The sequence below is a fragment of the Streptomyces sp. SAJ15 genome (assembly GCF_007595705.1).
In the GTDB taxonomy this organism is placed as follows: domain Bacteria; phylum Actinomycetota; class Actinomycetes; order Streptomycetales; family Streptomycetaceae; genus Streptomyces.
Genome location: NZ_NISY01000013.1, coordinates 1 through 16,201, shown reverse-complemented (window position 1 = coordinate 16,201; position 16,201 = coordinate 1). Strand labels below are relative to the sequence as shown.

The window sequence follows — 16,201 nt, the reverse complement described above, 5'->3', positions numbered from 1 at the left end:
GACACGGCGGTGGCCCACCCCGACCGTGCGGTCACTCCTTGACGGCCCCGCCCAGCACCCCGGCGATGAGGCGGCGCTGGAGCAGCACGTAGACCACCACCACCGGCAGGGCGATCAGCACCGCGGCGGCGGCCAGCGGGGCGGCGTCCGAGGCGTGCTGCCCCCGGAAGAAGGCGAGGCCGAGCGGGACCGTGCGGTGCGCCTCGTCGCTCACCATCACCAGGGCCATCAGGAACTCGTTCCAGGTCCACATGAAGGTGAGCACCACCAGGGTGGAGACGGCCGGGCGGGACATCGGGACCAGGATCCGCCACAGCGTGGTCCAGCTCCCCGCGCCGTCCACCCGCGCCGCCTCGATCACCGGGAGGGCGCCGCTTCGGAAGTAGCCGCGCATCCAGAAGACGCCGAAGGCCAGCGACTGGGCGGTCTGCGGCAGGATCAGCGCCGCGTAGCCGTCGGTCAGCCCGAGGTGCCGCAGATCGAAGTAGAGGGGGACGACCAGTGCCTCCTGCGGCAGGGTCAGCCCGATCACGAAGAGGTAGAACAGCGCCGTGGAGCCGGGGAAGCGCAGCACTCCGAAGGCGTAGCCGGCGGGCACCGCCAGCGCGGTGCTGAGCAGCACCACCGCCACCGCCACCAGGGCGGAGTTCCCCAGGTAGGTGCCGAAGCGGCCGCGGCTCCAGGCGTCGGCGAAGTTCTCCCAGTGCGGCCCGTCCGTCGGCAGCGAGAAGCCGGTGTCGAGGGAGTCGGGCGGGCCCAGGGCGGTGGTGAGGACGCCGACGACCGGGGTGAGCGCGAGGGCGGTGAAGACGCCCAGCACGGCGTAGGTGACGCCGCGCTCGAACCGGGAGGTCACCCCGCCGCCGTGGGCGGCGGTCGGGGCGGCGCGGCCGCGCTCTCGGGGGCTCATGGGTGCCGCCCCTCGGCCAGCCGGGCGACGGTGGCGGTCAGCGCGAAGATCAGGACGGTGAGGGCCACCCCGACCGCGGCGGCGGAGCCCACCTGGTTGGTCTCGAAGGCCCGGTGGTAGACCTCGTAGGCCGGCACGGAGGTGGCGTCGCCCGGCCCGCCGCCGGTGGTGATGTAGATGAGGTCGAAGTTGCGCAGCCCCGCCGCGATGGTCAGGGTGAGCGCGACCGCCAGCTGCGGCCGCAGCCCGGGCAGGGTCACGGCGCGGAACTCGCGCAGCGGCCCGGCGCCGTCCAGCCGCGCCGCCTCGTATAGCTCGCGCGGGATGCGCTGCGCCCCGGCGAGGAAGAGCACCAGGCACAGCCCGGTGCCGACCCAGGTGCCGACGATGCCGACGGCGGGCAGCGCCCAGTCGTAGTCGCCCAGCCAGGGCCGGGCCAGCCGCCCCAGGCCGAGCACCCGCAGCGTGTCGTTGAGCAGGCCGTCGGGGGCGAGGATGGAGCGCCAGGCGACGCCGACCACGGTCAGCGCCAACACCTGGGGCAGGAACAGCACGGTGCGGAAGAAGGTGGTGCCGCGCACCCGGTTCCGGGACAGCGCGGCGGCCAGCAGCAGCCCGAGGAACACCGGCAGCGCCGAGGAGAAGAGCAGGAGCAGCAGCGCGTGGGCGAAGGGCGCGCGCAGTTCGGGGTCGGTGAACAGAGCGCGGTAGTTGTCGAGGCCGGCCGGGGTGGCGCGGGTCAGCCCGTCCCAGTGCAGGAAGGAGAGCCAGACCGCCTGGCCGAAGGGGTAGAGCAGGAAGGCCGCGTAGAGGGCGAGGGCCGGGAGGACGTAGAGGTAGCCGACGGCGCGCGGCTCGCCGGGCGCCCGCCCCCGGCCGGCCCGCCGGCGGGGTGGGCGGCTCACCGGCCCGCCGCCCGGGTCCGCCGCTCCCTGAGGAAGGCGCCGTAGTCGCGTTGCAGGGTGGCGGCGAACCGGCGCGGGGAGAGGTTCCCCGCGAGGACGCCCTGGAGGGACTCCGAGAGCGTGTCGTAGAAGGTCGGAGTGGCGTAGTCGAGGTACGGGACGAGTCCGTCGGCCGCGCTCAGCCGTTCCCAGCCGGCGACCAGCTGGCCGTCGACCGTGCCCGGCCCGGCCCGGCGCGCCGCGGGCCCGGGCACCACGGGCAGCACGCCGTGCCGGGTCATCACGTCGGCGGCGTGCGGGCTGGTGAGGAAGTCCAGATAGGCGGCGGCCACCTCGCGGTGGCGGGAGCGTGCGGCGATGGACCAGGCCAGGCCCTGACCGCCGGTGGTGACCGAGGCGCCGCCGACGGTGGTCGGGGGCGGCGGCATGAAGCCCAGCCGGTCGCCCATGGCCCGCTTCAGCTCGGCCAGCTGCCAGGTGCCGGTGATCAGATAGCCGCCGGAGCCGGCGGCGAACTTCTTGGCCGCGTCGTCGTACCCCAGACCGTTGGCGCCCGCCGGCAGATAGCCGCGGTCGACCCAGTGGGCGAGGGTGGCGGCCGCCTCCCGGGTGGCGGCGGTGTCGAAGCCGTCGCCACGGCCGAACACGGTGGCCCGGGCGCGGTCCGCGCCGAGCCGGCCGTGGAGCACGCCGAAGGTGTGGATCGCCGGGTACTTGTCGAGGTTGCCGAACTGGACGGGCAGTTCGCCGGCCGCCTTGAGCCGCGCCAGCCCGTCGGTGAACTCCTCCCAGGTGGTCGGCGGCCGCAGCCCGGCCTTCGTCAGCACGTCCTTGTTGTAGTAGAGGCCGATGTACTCGCCGGTCTGGGAGATGCCGTAGAGGCGGCCGGTGCCGAAGCGGCGGCCGTCCGCGGAGACCCGGTTGAGGTTGAGCAGGGCGGTCGGATAGCGGGTGTTCCACTCGTAGATCCCCGCGTAGTCGTCCAGCGGGGCCAGCAGCCCGGCCCGCACGAAGGCCACCATGTCCGGGTAGCCCTGGTTGGCCTGGACGACGTCGGGCGGGTTGTTGCCGGAGAGGGCGAGCTTCAGGGTGGCCTTCAGATCGGTGAATCCGCGCGCCACCCGCTTGACGGTCACCTTCGGGTACTTCCTCTGGAACTCCCGGTTCAACTGCTCCAGTTCGTCGTTCTGACCGCCCTGGACCTCCTGGTCCCAGACCGTCAGCGTGACCTTGCCGGCCTTGGCCGGGTCGGGCACGGCGGTGCCGACGCCGGTACCCGGCCGGTCCGCCGCCGAGCCGTCGGTGCCCGGCACACAGGCCGCCGCCAGCACCAGCACGCCGGCGGCTAACGCGGCCGGCAGGGCCCTGCTCCGCTCCCGTCTGCGCCGCCCCATCCGTCTCCCCTCTCCACGGGTCTCCCCCGGCCCGCCCTTCGCCGTCGCCGCGGGTGCGGGTCACCCTGCACCTCCCTCGTGGCGCGGGGCAAGGGGCAGTCCGCCGCTTCCTTGGCACACTGATCGGCAGCAGGAGACGGCAAGAGGCAGTCAAGAGAGCGGATCCGGCCAGGCTCGCCGCGGTCCGTGAGGTCGATGTGGAGGGAGTGGCCGGATGAGGCTGACCGTGCTGGGCGGGGGCGGGTTCCGGGTGCCGCTGGTGCACCGGGCCCTGCTGGGGGACGCGAGCGAGGGCGGCCACCGCACCGAACTGGTGCTGTACGACACCGACCCACGGCGACTGGACGCCATCGGCGCGGTCCTCGCCCGGCAGACGGCCGACCACCCGGCGGGCGGGTCCGCCGCGCCCTCGGTGCGCGCCACCACCGACCTCGACGAGGCGCTGCGCGGCGCCGACTTCGTCTTCTCCGCCATCCGCGTCGGCGGCCTGGAGGGGCGGACCCGCGACGAGCGGATCCCGCTCGCCGAGGGGGTGCTGGGCCAGGAGACGGTCGGCGCCGGCGGCGTGCTCTACGGACTGCGGACGCTGCCGGAGGCGGTGCGGATCGCCGAGCGGGTGGCCGCGCTCGCCCCGGACGCCTGGGTCATCAACTTCACCAACCCCGCGGGCATGGTCACCGAGGCCATGCAACGGGTGCTCGGCGACCGGGTGATCGGCATCTGCGACTCCCCGGTGGGGCTGTGCCGGCGCGCGGCCCGCGCCCTGGGGGCGGACCCGGACCGGGTGAGCTTCGACTACGTCGGCCTCAACCACCTCGGCTGGCTGCGCCGGATGCTGGTCGACGGCCGGGACCGGCTGCCGGAGCTGCTCGCCGACCCGTTCGCGCTGGAGTCCTTCGAGGAGGGCCGGCTGTTCGGCGCCGACTGGACGCGGACCCTGGGCGCGCTGCCCAACGAGTATCTGCACTACTACTACTTCAACCGGGAGGCGGTGGCCTCGATCCGCGAAGCGGCCGCCACCCGCGGGGAGTTCCTCCGCGAGCAGCAGGCCGGCTTCTACGCCGAGGCGGCCGACCGTCCGCGGGAGGCGCTGGCGCTGTGGGAGCGCACCCGGCTGGAGCGCGAGGTGACCTATCTGGCGGCGAGCCGGGAGGCCAGCGGCGGCTGGGAGCGCGACTCCTGCGACCTGGAGGGCGGCGGCTACGACCGGGTGGCGCTGGCGCTGATGCGCGCCATCGCGCGCGACGAGCGCGCCACGCTGATCCTGAACGTGCGCAACCGCTCCGCGGTGCCGGGGCTGGACGAGGACGCCGTGGTGGAGGTGCCCTGCCTGGTCGACGCCGGCGGCCCACGCCCGCTGGCGGCCGGGGCGGTCGCGCCCGACCAGCTCGGGCTGATGCTCTCCCTCAAGGCGGTGGAGCGCTGCACGATGGAGGCCGCTGAGAGCGGTGAACGGGCGGCGGCGCTGCGCGCGCTGGCGCTGCATCCGCTGGTCGACTCGGTGCGGGTCGCCGAGCGCATCCTGCGGGCCGCGTGGTGAGGTGATCTCGGCGGTCCGGTGATCTAATGGGTGATGGGGCACCTACGCGGACCCGTTCAGCGGAGGGCGTCGTCCTATGGCCGACAAGCACCCCGACAAGCAGCCCGACGAGCACGCCGACAGGCACGGGACCGACGCGAACGGCCCCGCCGGCGGGCACAGACCCGGCAGGAACAGCCACGCGGGCGGGAACAGCCACGGAGGCGGGAACAACCCCGCCGGCAGGCACCCGACCGACGAGAACGGCGATGTGGCCGGGCTGCGGAAGTCCTCCTGGTGCCAGCGGTACAGCGCCCATCTCGCGGCTCAGCAGGCGCAGGTCAACGCCATGCGGAAGGCCGGGTTGTCGCCCTCCGACACCGCGATCGCCGACAAGATCGACACTCTGCTACGGGCCGCGCGCGCCGCGGTCGAGAGCCACGACTGGAGGTCCCGGTTCACCGGCTCCCAGCCCGACCGCGCGCTGGCCAACATCCACGAGGCCGAGGTGCAGCTCCTGCGGCTGGCGCCCCGTAGGACGCTGGCCTGGTTCAGCGCGGGCGTGCTGGCCCAGGCCGAGCAGCATCTGCGGCCGGACGACTGGCGGCTGGTCGCGCTGCGGGCCGAGCTGCGCCGCACCAACGGCAGGCTGACCCCGGGCGCCCGCGAGCTGGCGGCGCGCACCCTGGACGCCGCCAACCACGCGGAGAGCATCGAGCGCGCGCGGGTGCGCAGCTTCAGCAACATCCTCATGCTGTCCGTCTTCGTCATGTCGGTGCTCACCACGCTGTTCGTCGTCTGGGGCTTCGTCGACGCGAACGGCGTGGCCGTCAAGATGTGCTTCACCCCGAAGCCGGGCAACACGCTGGAGTGCCCGATCGGCCACGAGGCGAACGGCAGCGACGTGCTGCTGGTCGCCTTCGCCGGGGCGCTCGCCGCGGCGTTCGCGGGCGCGCTCTCGCTGCGGAACATGCAGGGCACCGGGGCTCCGTACCAGATCCCCACGATGCTGCTGCTGTTGCGTCTTCCGGTCGGGGCGCTGTCCGCCATCATCGGCATCCTGCTCATCGGCGGCCAGTTCGTCCCCGGCCTCAAGGCGCTGGACACCAGCCCGCAGATCGTGGCCTGGGCGCTGGCCTTCGGCATCCTCCAGGAGACCGTCACCCGCCTCGTCGACCAGCAGGGCAAGACCGTGCTCGCCAACATCCGCGGCTCCGGGAAGGAGTTCGAGGAACAGCCCGGAGCCCCCAAGCCGGCACCCGCGCCCCCGTCCGGCAAGCCGCCGGTCCCGTCGCCGAAGCCCCGGGGCGGGACGGACTGAGCGGCGCGGGCGGAGGCACTCGTCGCGGTGTGTCCGCGCGCGAACACGTGGGGTAGCGGGCGCCCGACCGGTGCCGCACCCCCTGTCGTCGAGGTCGGCGGGGTGACCGGCCGTGGCAGGCGGGCCCGCCACGCCCGACGGCCCGGCCGCCGCGGACCGTGTGCGCACCGCCGTCCCACTCCGGTTTGCCCTGGCCCGACCACCCTTGCCAGGCTGGTCGTATGTCCACCATCAGCGCGCTGCCCAAGCTTGTGGAGACCCTGCTCGCCGGCCCCCGGCCGCTGCCCATCCTCACCGCCGGGGACCCGCTGCTGCGGAGCCCGGCCGTGCCGTACGAGGGGCAGCTGGACGGCCGGCTGTGGGACCGGCTGATCACCGCGATGCGGGAGGCCATGCACGCGGCGCCCGGCGTGGGGCTGGCGGCGCCGCAGATCGGGGTGCCGCTGCGGCTGGCCGTCGTGGAGGACCCGGCTCAGGTGGAGGAGGAGGTGGCCCGGGCCCGGGGACGGCTGCCGCTGCCCTTCCGGGTGCTGGTCAATCCGTCCTACGAGCCGGTCGACGCTGAGCGAGCGGCCTTCTACGAGGGGTGTCTGAGCGTCCCCGGCTGGCAGGCGGTCGTCGCGCGGCACGCGCGCGTGCGGCTGCGCGGGCAGGACGAGCTGGGCCGGGAGCTGGACGAGGAGCTGGCCGGATGGCCCGGGCGCATCGTGCAGCACGAGACCGACCACCTGGACGGCATGCTCTATCTCGACCGGGCCATCACCCGCTCGCTCTCGTCCGCGCGGGCCATGGAGGAGCGCTGGACGCAGCCCACCCCGGCGGCCGCGGCCCGCGCGCTCGGCTTCGAGCTGCCCTGACCGGCCGGCGCGCCGTCAGCCGTCAGTCGTCGTCCGGTCGACCGGTCGCCCCCGCCGCCCGGATGTCCTCGGCGTACGTCTCCGCCAACCGGGCGGCGGCCTCCGCCACCGCCGCGCGGGCCTCGGGCGGGCCGAGCACCTCGACGTCCGCTCCGAACTGGAGGAGTTGGCGTGCGGCGACGGGGACGGGACAGGAGACCTCCACCGGCACCCACGCGTCGCCGTCCTCCGTCGCGTCCTCGGTCCTCGTGCGCTCCCCCGCCTCCTCCGGGCCGTCCATCCCCTTCTCCCCGTCCGTGCCCTCTCCGTCCGGGGCCGGGACGGTCGGCGGCAATCCGGCGAGCCGGGCCGCGCCGATGATGCGGATGAACATGTCCAGCCGGGAGCGGCGCACCCTGGCACGTACCCACATCCCCTCCGGGAGCCGCTCCACCCGGCGCCGCAGCTCCTCCCAGGCGTCGGCCAGCTCCACCCCGTCGCGGCGGCGCACCGGCGCGTCGGTGAGGGTCGCCTCGGCCACCCGGTCGGCGCGGAACAGCCGCGGCGTGCCCTGTCGGTCCGCGATCAGGTACCAGACGCCGGCCTTGGCCACCAGCCCGTACGGGTCGACGGTGTAGGTGCGCGGCCGGTTCTCGCCGCCGTGCCGGTAGCGGATGCGCAGCCGGCGGTCGGCGAAGACGGCGTCGTGGAGGGTGTCGAGGTCGGGGCGTCCCGGCGGTCCGGACAGCCAGCGGTCGGGGTCGACGAGGATGCGGCGGCTGGTGAGTTCGGCGGTGGGGCGGTGCGGGGCGGGGAGCGCGGCCATCACCTTGCGCAGTGCGGAGCCGAACGCCCCTTCGAGGCCGAGCGCGCTGTGCGTCCCCTGCGCGGCCAGCACGAACAGTGCCCGCGCCTCATCGCCGGTCAGCCCGGTGACGTCGGTGCGAAAGCCGGGCAGCAGCGCGATGCCGCCGTGGCGGCCGCGCTCGGCGTAGACGGGCACGCCGGCGGCCGAGAGCGACTCCACGTCGCGGTAGATGGTGCGGACCGAGACCTCCAGCCGGGCGGCGAGCTCGGCGGCGGGCACCCGGCCGCGGGTCTGGAGCAGCAGCAGGACCGAGAGCAGACGATCGGATTTCACCCGCCCATGCTGCCGGACGGTGCGACCGGTGGACGCCGCCCGGCCGCCGCTGCGGAAGGTCGGCGGAAAACATGACGGCGGGTGTCAGGTTATGGCGGGAAGGTCATCGCGACGCCCGGACCGGGCGTCGCGACGAATGGAGAGTTACCCGCATGCACGCGATGACCGACCCGCGCCCCCACTTCGAGCGCGCCGCCGACCAGCTCGCCGCCCTCATCGACGCGGTACGTCCCGAGCTGCTCACGGAGCCGACGCCGTGCGCGGAGTACGACGTGCGGGCCCTGCTGAGCCATGTGGTGGGCGGGACACACCGGATCTCCCACGTCGGTGAGGGCGGCGCGGCGCTGGAGGTGCCGGCCGAGGCCCCGGGCGTGTCGGACGACGGCTGGCCCAAGGCGTACGCCGAGGCGCGGGCCCGGCTCGTGGCCGCCTGGGCGGACGACGCCCGGCTGACGGCGGCCGTCTCGGTGCCCTGGGGCGAGGTGCCGGGCCGGGTCGCGCTGGCGGGATATGTCATGGAGGCGGTCGCGCACGCCTGGGACCTGGCGCGGGCGCTCGGCGACACCCGGCCGCTCGACGCGGAACTGGCCGAGTTCACGCTCGAGTTCGTCCACGCCGCGCTGCCGGCCGAGCGGCGCGGCGGCCCGGTCCCGTTCGACGCCGCGCTGCCGGCCCTCGAGGGCGCCGACGCCTACGGCCGGTTGGCGGCCTTCCTGGGCCGCCGTCCCGACTGGGCGCCGGACCCGGCCCGTGCCGCGGCGGCGCTGGCCGCGCGGGTCTCGGGGCCGGTGCTGCGGCCCGGCGAGGACGGCTACGACGCCGAGGTGGCGGGCTTTCAGACCGCCTTCCGGCACCGCCCGGCGGTGGTCGTCGGGGCGCGGACGGCGGAGGACGTGCGCGCCGCGGTGGAGTTCGCCCGCGCCTACGGGCTTCCGGTGGGGGTCCAGGCCACCGGGCACGGGCTGCCCGCCGCGGCCGAGGGCGGGGTGCTGATCAGCACCCGACGGATGACCGGCGTCCGGGTGGACCCGGAGGCGCGCACGGCGTGGTTCGAGGCGGGAGTGCGCTGGGCGCGGGTGGTGCCGGAGGCGGCGCGGCACGGCCTGGCCCCGCTGAGCGGCTCGGCGCCGCACGTGGGTGCGGTCGGCTACACCCTCGGCGGGGGGCTCGGCCTGCTGTCCCGGGAGTTCGGCTACGCCGCCGACCATGTGCGCTCCCTCGACGTGGTGACCGCGGACGGACGGCTGCGTCACGTCACGGCGGACAGCGACCCGGACCTGTTCTGGGCGCTGCGCGGCGGGGTGGGCAACTTCGGGGTGGTGACGGCGATGGAGGTCGACCTGTTCCCGGTGGCCCGGCTCTACGGCGGCGGGCTGATGTTCGACGCCGAGCTGGCCGAGGAGGCCCTGCGGACCTATCTGAGCTGGACCGAGACCGTACCCGAGGAGCTGACCTCGTCGATCGGGATGATCCCCTTCCCCGACCTGCCGCAGGTCCCCGAGCACCTTCGCGGCCGCTATGTGGCGCACATCCGGATCGCCTACACCGGCGACCCGGCCGAGGGCGAACGGCTGGTGGCGCCGCTGCGGGCGGTCGGCCCGCGGCTGGTCGACTCGCTCCGCGAGATGCCGTACGCGGAGTCGGGGTCCATCTACGACGACCCGGAGCAGCCGCACCCGTACCAGGGCGACGCCGCGATGCTCAGCGGCCTGGACGCCTCGGCGGCCCGGACGGTCGTGGAGCTGACCGGGCCCGGCTCGCCGGTCTGGTCGGTGGTGCAGATCCGCCACCTCGGCGGGGCGCTGGGCCGCCGGCCGGCGGTGGAGAACGCGGTCGCGCACCGCGACGCCCGCTTCCTGGTCAGCGTGTTGTCGATGGTGGGCGCGGACGACCGGGACCGGATCGCGGAGGCCCATCGGGCCCTGCTGGACGCGCTGGCGCCGGGCGTCGTCGGACGCGCCGTCAACTTCGTCTACGGCCACGGCGAGCGCGGCACCGGTGAGCGGCTGGAAGCGCTGTACGGGGCGGCCGGCCTCCGGCGGCTGACGGAGGTGAAGGCCGCCTACGACCCCGGCAACATCTTCCGCCTCACGTACAACCTGCCGCCGGCGCGCTGACGGGGCGCTCCGTACGGCCGCCCCCGGGTGATTCCGCCTCGCCGCCCGGGGGCGCCGGAAAAATCACCGGGAATCACTCTTGCCTTCTTCGATGGCCTACGCATCAATGACAGGGCTTGCCATGGCCATGGCGAATGGAGCGGGTCGGCGAACGCACCCGCGGCACTCCCCCACATCGGAGGAAGCTCCATGACACGAAGCAAGCCCGGTAGACCCCGCACGCTCGTGATCGGCACGACATCCTGCGCCGCGGCCCTGGCCGTCGGCGCCCTGGCGCTGGCCCCCACGGCGGCGGCCGTCGACCCCACCACCGCCACGCTGACCGCGGAGTGCGGCAGCTACGGCGCGGGGGCGGCGACGCTGACCGCCACCCAGAACGGCACCTCGGCGACCATCAACCTCAGCTCGTCGGCGGTCAAGGCGCCGCTCGACATTCCGGCGGGCGCGGTGAAGTCGACGCTCACCCTGACCAAGAACGGCTCCAGCACCGCCACCTTCACCGGCAACGCCAACCCGGCCATCAAGACCGGCGACGACGTGAGCACGGGCCCGCTGAACGGCACGGTCGCCCCCGGTGACCGCCTGGAGGCCAAGTCCCTGAAGCTGGTCGTCTTCGGCCTCATCACCGTCAACTGCACCGCCACGTCGGCGCAGTCCCCCGGCCCGTTCGTCTTCGACTGACGGACCCTCCGCACCGCGCGCGTCGGACGGGCGGGACGCCCCCGCCCGTCCGACGCCCCGCCCCGCCCCGCCCCGAGGCTCCCTCGGGGAACGGGGACGGGCCTCTACACGCCTTCGTCCCGCAGCACCGGGCGGAGCGCGTCCAGGACCGACGGGTCCTCGATGGTCGAGGGCACCGGCTCGTCACGCCCCTCGGCGATGCCCCGCATCGTCTTCCGCAGGATCTTCCCGGACCGCGTCTTGGGGAGCGCGTCGACCACCGACACCTGCCGGAAGGCGGCCACCGGGCCGATCTCCCGGCGCACCGCGGCGATCAGCTCCTCGCGCAGCACCGCCTCGTCGACCTCGACACCGGCCTTCAGCACCACGAGCCCGCGCGGAAGTTGCCCCTTGAGCTCGTCCCGCACGCCGATGACGGCGCACTCGGCCACCGCGGGGTGGCCGGCCAGCACCCCCTCCATCGATCCGGTGGACAGCCGGTGTCCGGCCACGTTGATCACGTCGTCGGTGCGGCCCATGACGAAGAGGTAGCCGTCCTCGTCGAGGTAGCCGGAGTCGCCGGTGAGGTAGTAGCCCTCGTAGCGGGAGAGATAGCCCTCGACATAGCGGGCGTCGTCGCCCCACAGGGTGGGCAGCGTGCCCGGCGGCAGCGGCAGCCGGATCGCGATGGCGCCCTCCTGCCCGGCGGGCAGCGGCGCGCCGGCCTGGTCCAGGACCCGCACGTCGTAGCCGGGCACGGGCACGCTCACCGAGCCCGGTTTGACCGGCAGCGGCTCCAGGCCCCGCGGGTTGGCGGCGACCGGCCAGCCGGTCTCGGTCTGCCACCAGTGGTCGACCACCGGCGTGCCGAGCTTCTCGCGCGCCCAGTGGTACGTCTCGGGGTCGAGCCGCTCCCCCGCCAGGAACAGCGTCCGGAAGGTCGACAGGTCGTACCCGGCGAGCTCACGGGCCTCGGGGTCGACGCGCTTGATGGCGCGCAGCGCGGTCGGCGCGGTGAACAGGGCCGTCACCCGGTGCTCGGCGATCACCCGCCAGAACGCGCCCGCGTCCGGGGTGCCGACCGGCTTCCCCTCGTACAGCACGGTGGTCGCGCCGATCAGCAGCGGGGCGTAGACGATGTACGAGTGGCCGACCACCCAGCCGACGTCGGAGGCGGTCCACCAGACGTCGCCGGGGCGCACGCCGTAGATCGCCCCCATCGACCAGGCCAGCGCGACCGCGTGCCCGCCGGTGTCGCGGACGACACCCTTGGGCTTTCCGGTGGTGCCGGAGGTGTAGAGGATGTAGAGCGGGTCGGTGGCGGAGACCGGCACCGGCTCGGCGGGGGCGGCGTCCGCCATCAGCTCGTGCCAGTCGACGTCGCGGGGGCGGCGCAGCGTCGCCGGCGCGGCCTCGCGCTGGAGGACCACGACCGTCTCCGGCTGGTGCGCGGTCGTCTCCAGCGCGGCGTCGATGATGGGCAGGTACTCCACCACGCGGGACGGCTCGATGCCGCAGGAGGCGGCCACGATCACCTTGGGGCGCGCGTCCTCGATCCGCGCGGCCAGCTCCCTGGGGGCGAAGCCGCCGAAGACCACGGAGTGCACCGCGCCGAGGCGGGCGCAGGCCAGCATGGCGATGGCGGCCTCCGGCACCATCGGCATGTAGACGACCACCCGGTCGCCGCGCTCCACCCCCAGGCCCCGCAAGGCGCCGGCGCAGCGGGCCACTTCGTCACGCAGCTCCTGGTAGGTGTAGCCGCGCCTGGCGCCGGTGACGGCCGAGTCCCAGATCAGCGCGGTCTGCCCGGCCCGGCCCGCCGCGACGTGCCGGTCCAGCGCGTTGAAGGAGGTGTTCAACTCCCCGTCGGGGAACCAGCGGTACAGCGGGGCGTCGGTGTCGTCCAGTGCGCGGGTGGGCGGCCGTGTCCAGTCGATCGCCTTCGCCGCGTCCAGCCAGAATCCCGTCGGGTCCGCCAGGCTGTGCCGGTAGCTGTCGGAGTACGAGCCCATCGGTGTGGCCTCCCTCGTCGTCGCGGACGGACGCCGCGCGGCACCCGGCCACGCGACGCCGCTCACGCTACGGGAGGTCGCGGGCCATGACGATGCGCTGGACCTGGTTGGTCCCCTCGTAGATCTGCGTGCTTTACCGCTGTCAGTGCCCTGACCTGCACAGACACACCTACGACGGGCGCTCTCCCAGGGTGCCCCTGGGGCTGGTAGGTCACTCTGCCAGTGCACGGAAGCGGGCATTGCTGTGCCGCGCAGCCTTGTTCCCGGCCACGTGTTCCCAGTGCCGACATGTGCCCTCGACGAAGGCCCTGACGGCTTCCGCGTCGGCCTGTCGCCAGGAGCGGAAGCGGTCCAGCCAGCGGCGAGCCGTCACAGGAGGGGTGCCGCCTTCCATCAGCCGCACGGCGGTGTAGGCGGCATCGACCCAGACCGGTCCCACAGCAGGCATGGCCCAATCCACTAGATGGGCGCGACCGCCGTCAGTAATCAGGACGTTGTGTGGGTTGATATCGGTGTGAAGGAGGTGTTCTCCCTTCAGTAGCTCGGCTTTCCACGGAGGCAGGAAGGAAGCGAACCGCTCGCTCAGCGAGGGAACCCAAGTGTCAGGCAGGGGAAGCCCCTGCATCCGCTGGAGAAGATCGGCCACGCACTCGTAGTCGTCCGAGTCAGGCCCAAGCTCCGCGTGCCGTCCGTCGATGTAGTCGAAGGCCAGGAGGAACCACCCCTCCGCTTCCACGTGCCAACGGAGGCTCGGACCGATACCTGCGACCCAGGGATTCGCGGTCACCTCCCAGACCTGCGCCTTGCGGCCTTCGCGATCGTCCTTGCGTACGCCCTTGACGAACAGCGCATCGCCCTCAGCGGTTCTTAATGACAGCGCGAGAGAGCAGTTCAGCCCCTCTTCGATGGTCGCCGTCGAGACCACTGGGCCCGTACGCGACTCCACAGTGTCCCTGACGGCTGCGGGGAGGCTCATCCAGTCGGTGCGCACTTCCAACCTCTCTCCTGAATGGCTGGAGGGCCGGGGGAACCGGCCCTCCAATGAGATAGATCTACTTACAGAGACTCGCCGCGCCTACGACAGGGTCTCGCCGCACTTACGGCAGCGCTGCTTTCCGCTCCACGGCACCGGGTCGTGGTCCCCGCCTCCGGGGCAGTTCTGCATGGTCATGTGATCTCCATTCCAGCGACAACGCGAGAGTGATATCCATCTGGGTGCACGTGTACCCGCCCCTACCGGTGTCGCCTTCGGGGGGTGACTGGCACACGGTAGGGACGGGCGTTGAACCTGGTCCCCGCCGAGGTAGCCGAGGACGGCGGGGACCAGGAGTCTTCTACGGTCCGAAGATCGAGGCAGGCGGAGACGCTTGGGCGGTCATGTTCAGCGCTCCCGCGAGCCGGGGCGGGGCCTCAACGGGCCACTCCTCTTTCGTGGGCTGGCGGAAGCCGGCGGTGTCCCAGGGCGTGCCCTTCCCATTCGGCGGATACAGGGTCACCCGCGCCTGCTGAGGGCCCTCCCAGCCCATCATCAGACCCACCCTGCCGGTCTCCGTGTCCATGACGGGATCACCGATCATGGGCATGGGGGTGATCGGCACCGAACGGGAGTCTCGGCTCTCGGCCGCGTTGATGGCCATGAGCAGCCCCTCAAGGAGCCTTTCAGCGAGGAACCGCAGTTCTTCCACGGTCACCTTCGGCTGCTTGAGCAAGTGACGGGCGTGCCCCAGGAGCTGGCTGCACATGAACACGTTCTCGTCTTCGGCCACCCTGTCGAACTCGTCGGCCAGGCGGCTGAGCGGGCTGTCGGGGTTGTCAGTGATCACGAACGCCGACCGGCCGTGTTCGTCCGGGGGCAGTTGTCGGAGAGTCACCACGACACCCCCGTGGACCCGCGGCCCGCGCACTCGTTGGCCCCGAGACTGCGTCGTCGCACCGATGTACGCAGCCTCCCCAGCACCGATTCGAAGACCAGCACGGTACGTTTGCTCATGTCATCAACTCCGCTTGGTTGGTGGCCACGCCCCCGGACGTTCGCCGCGTCGCGGGGGTCTCTCGCGCCCTGGGTAGCCCGGCACCGGGGCATAGCCCACGCGCCGTGACTGGCCGGTTACTACCGTGGAGCACGGGGCGATACCCTCGCCAGAGGCCGACTGTGCACAACTCGCAGATAGCGACGGGCGGTTGTTCGATGACTGAGCGAGAGCAAGACGTACGGCTGACGCCCCGTCGGGTACTCGGAGACATGCTGCGGCACCTCAGAGAGCGCGATGGGCTGTCGCTGCGAGACCTGGCGGGCAAGTTGGGATACCAGCACACCTATATCCACAGAGCAGAATCAGGAGATCAACTCCCATCTGACCCTCTGATCACCGCTCTTGATAAGCACTTCAACATGGGCGGAACGCTGATCGCATTTTTGGCCATGGCCCGAGAAGGATCCGTGCAGGAGTATGGCCGGAAGGCTGCTGCCCGAGAGGGGATAGCTGAACGCATTCAGGTCTTCACGAGTAGCACTATCCCTGCTCTACTTCAGACGGAAGAGTATGCGCGCGCACTGCTTCGCACAGCCCGCCCGAAGGAACCGCCAAACCACTTCAGCGAAGACGTAGCCAAGCGAATGAGCCGCAAGCAGGTTTTTCACCGCGAAGACGCACCCCCCTATTGGGCCATCATGGATGAATCTGCTCTATGCCGCCCAATTGGGGGCAAGCAGGCCATGGCTGAGCAGCTTGCCAGGATCGTAAAGGCTGCGGAGAACCCCGACATTACGATTCAGGTGCTGCCATTTGAACGCGGGGAACACTGGATGCTCGGTGGCAGCCTGACGCTACTGACGGCACCGAACGGCTCAACTCTCGCTTATGTCGAATCGTTTGGGTCGGGTGAGTTGGTAGAGTCCCCTAAGCGCGTCGTGGAACTGGCCCAACGCTTCGACCAGGTGCGCGGCATGGCGCTACCGGAGAGCGAGTCGTTGGAGCTGGTTCGGAAATACTTGGAGGAGTACCGGTGAGCGAGAGTCTCGGCCTTGGTATAGCGCGATGGCGTAAGTCCACTCACAGCGGACTCGAAAATGACTGCGTCGAAGTAGCTGACAACTTCCCCGGAGTCGTCCCCGTTCGTGACAGCAAGAACCCCGAGGGCCCTTCCCTGCTCTTCCCCGAAACCGCGTGGGGTGCGTTCATCAAGGGCGTGAAGGCGGGAGAGTTCCCGGGCGCCTGAGCCCCGAGCAGGAAACGCCCCGGCCGATCCGGCCGGGGCGTCTTTGTGCCGCGAGGGCCACTGACCTGCGAAACCTGCTACGGGAGGTTGCGGGCCATGACGATGCGCTGGACCTGGTTGGTGCCCTCGTAGATCTGCGTGATCTTCGCGTCCCGCATCATCCGCTC

The 16,201-nt window shown here is 72.5% G+C and carries 15 protein-coding genes; 7 read left to right on the top strand and 8 right to left on the bottom strand.

Going from position 1 to position 16,201, the window contains the following annotated elements; genetic code table 11:
* Positions 1–31: 31 nt before the first annotated feature.
* The 3 genes from CD790_RS26420 to CD790_RS26410 are packed head-to-tail and all read right to left on the bottom strand — an operon-like array spanning position 32 to position 3,209.
* Positions 32–856, bottom strand: a complete 825-nt coding sequence (locus CD790_RS26420; RefSeq protein WP_144386099.1) for a carbohydrate ABC transporter permease — start codon at positions 854–856, stop codon at positions 32–34.
* A 50-nt stretch (positions 857–906) separates the two neighbouring features.
* A complete protein-coding gene (locus CD790_RS26415) occupies positions 907–1,815 on the bottom strand; it encodes a carbohydrate ABC transporter permease (protein ID WP_144385864.1) in 909 nt (302 codons plus the stop codon).
* The gene (locus tag CD790_RS26410) at positions 1,812–3,209 is read right to left on the bottom strand and encodes an ABC transporter substrate-binding protein (RefSeq protein WP_186319248.1); all 1,398 of its coding nucleotides are present in this window, start codon (positions 3,207–3,209) and stop codon (positions 1,812–1,814) included. The genes CD790_RS26415 and CD790_RS26410 overlap by 4 nt, the downstream gene beginning before the upstream one ends.
* 214 nt (positions 3,210–3,423) lie before the next feature.
* Between CD790_RS26410 and CD790_RS26405 the strand changes: the two genes are divergently transcribed.
* The 3 genes from CD790_RS26405 to CD790_RS26395 all read left to right on the top strand — a co-directional run bounded on the left by CD790_RS26405 (position 3,424) and on the right by CD790_RS26395 (position 6,906).
* Positions 3,424–4,749, top strand: coding sequence for a 6-phospho-beta-glucosidase (locus CD790_RS26405; protein WP_144385863.1), 1,326 nt, complete (start codon positions 3,424–3,426; stop codon positions 4,747–4,749).
* A gap of 76 nt (positions 4,750–4,825) precedes the next feature.
* On the top strand, positions 4,826–6,049 hold the full coding sequence (locus CD790_RS26400; protein WP_144385862.1) for a hypothetical protein: 1,224 nt from the start codon (positions 4,826–4,828) through the stop codon (positions 6,047–6,049).
* Positions 6,050–6,270: 221 nt separating this feature from the next.
* A complete protein-coding gene (locus tag CD790_RS26395; RefSeq protein ID WP_144385861.1) occupies positions 6,271–6,906 on the top strand; it encodes a peptide deformylase in 636 nt (211 codons plus the stop codon).
* A gap of 22 nt (positions 6,907–6,928) precedes the next feature.
* On the opposite strand, the gene CD790_RS26390 is transcribed toward CD790_RS26395, so the two are convergent.
* The gene (locus tag CD790_RS26390) at positions 6,929–8,026 is read right to left on the bottom strand and encodes a YafY family protein (RefSeq protein WP_144385860.1); all 1,098 of its coding nucleotides are present in this window, start codon (positions 8,024–8,026) and stop codon (positions 6,929–6,931) included.
* Between the two features lie 152 nt (positions 8,027–8,178).
* Between CD790_RS26390 and CD790_RS26385 the strand changes: the two genes are divergently transcribed.
* Both CD790_RS26385 and CD790_RS26380 read left to right on the top strand, forming a co-directional pair.
* A complete protein-coding gene (locus CD790_RS26385; protein WP_186319247.1) occupies positions 8,179–10,143 on the top strand; it encodes a TIGR03086 family metal-binding protein in 1,965 nt (654 codons plus the stop codon).
* A 189-nt stretch (positions 10,144–10,332) separates the two neighbouring features.
* Positions 10,333–10,824: a hypothetical protein gene (locus CD790_RS26380; RefSeq protein WP_144385859.1), complete on the top strand. Its 492-nt coding sequence runs from the start codon at positions 10,333–10,335 to the stop codon at positions 10,822–10,824.
* A 104-nt stretch (positions 10,825–10,928) separates the two neighbouring features.
* On the opposite strand, the gene CD790_RS26375 is transcribed toward CD790_RS26380, so the two are convergent.
* From CD790_RS26375 to CD790_RS34860, 3 genes are all read right to left on the bottom strand, one after another.
* Positions 10,929–12,881, bottom strand: coding sequence for a propionyl-CoA synthetase (locus CD790_RS26375; protein WP_260867894.1), 1,953 nt, complete (start codon positions 12,879–12,881; stop codon positions 10,929–10,931).
* A 145-nt stretch (positions 12,882–13,026) separates the two neighbouring features.
* Positions 13,027–13,806, bottom strand: a complete 780-nt coding sequence (locus tag CD790_RS26370) for a phosphotransferase (protein WP_260867919.1) — start codon at positions 13,804–13,806, stop codon at positions 13,027–13,029.
* Between the two features lie 343 nt (positions 13,807–14,149).
* A complete protein-coding gene (locus CD790_RS34860; RefSeq protein WP_186319246.1) occupies positions 14,150–14,686 on the bottom strand; it encodes a hypothetical protein in 537 nt (178 codons plus the stop codon).
* A gap of 371 nt (positions 14,687–15,057) precedes the next feature.
* Here CD790_RS34860 and CD790_RS26360 point away from each other — a divergent pair, with 371 nt between their 5' ends.
* The gene (locus CD790_RS26360) at positions 15,058–15,825 is read left to right on the top strand and encodes a helix-turn-helix transcriptional regulator (RefSeq protein ID WP_260867893.1); all 768 of its coding nucleotides are present in this window, start codon (positions 15,058–15,060) and stop codon (positions 15,823–15,825) included.
* Positions 15,822–16,034, top strand: coding sequence for a DUF397 domain-containing protein (locus CD790_RS26355; protein WP_144385855.1), 213 nt, complete (start codon positions 15,822–15,824; stop codon positions 16,032–16,034). The genes CD790_RS26360 and CD790_RS26355 overlap by 4 nt, the downstream gene beginning before the upstream one ends.
* A 77-nt stretch (positions 16,035–16,111) precedes the next feature.
* Here CD790_RS26355 and CD790_RS26350 read toward each other — a convergent pair.
* Positions 16,112–16,201 (bottom strand): acyl-CoA dehydrogenase family protein (locus CD790_RS26350; RefSeq protein ID WP_144385854.1); only part of this gene is annotated, 90 nt, incomplete at its 5' end.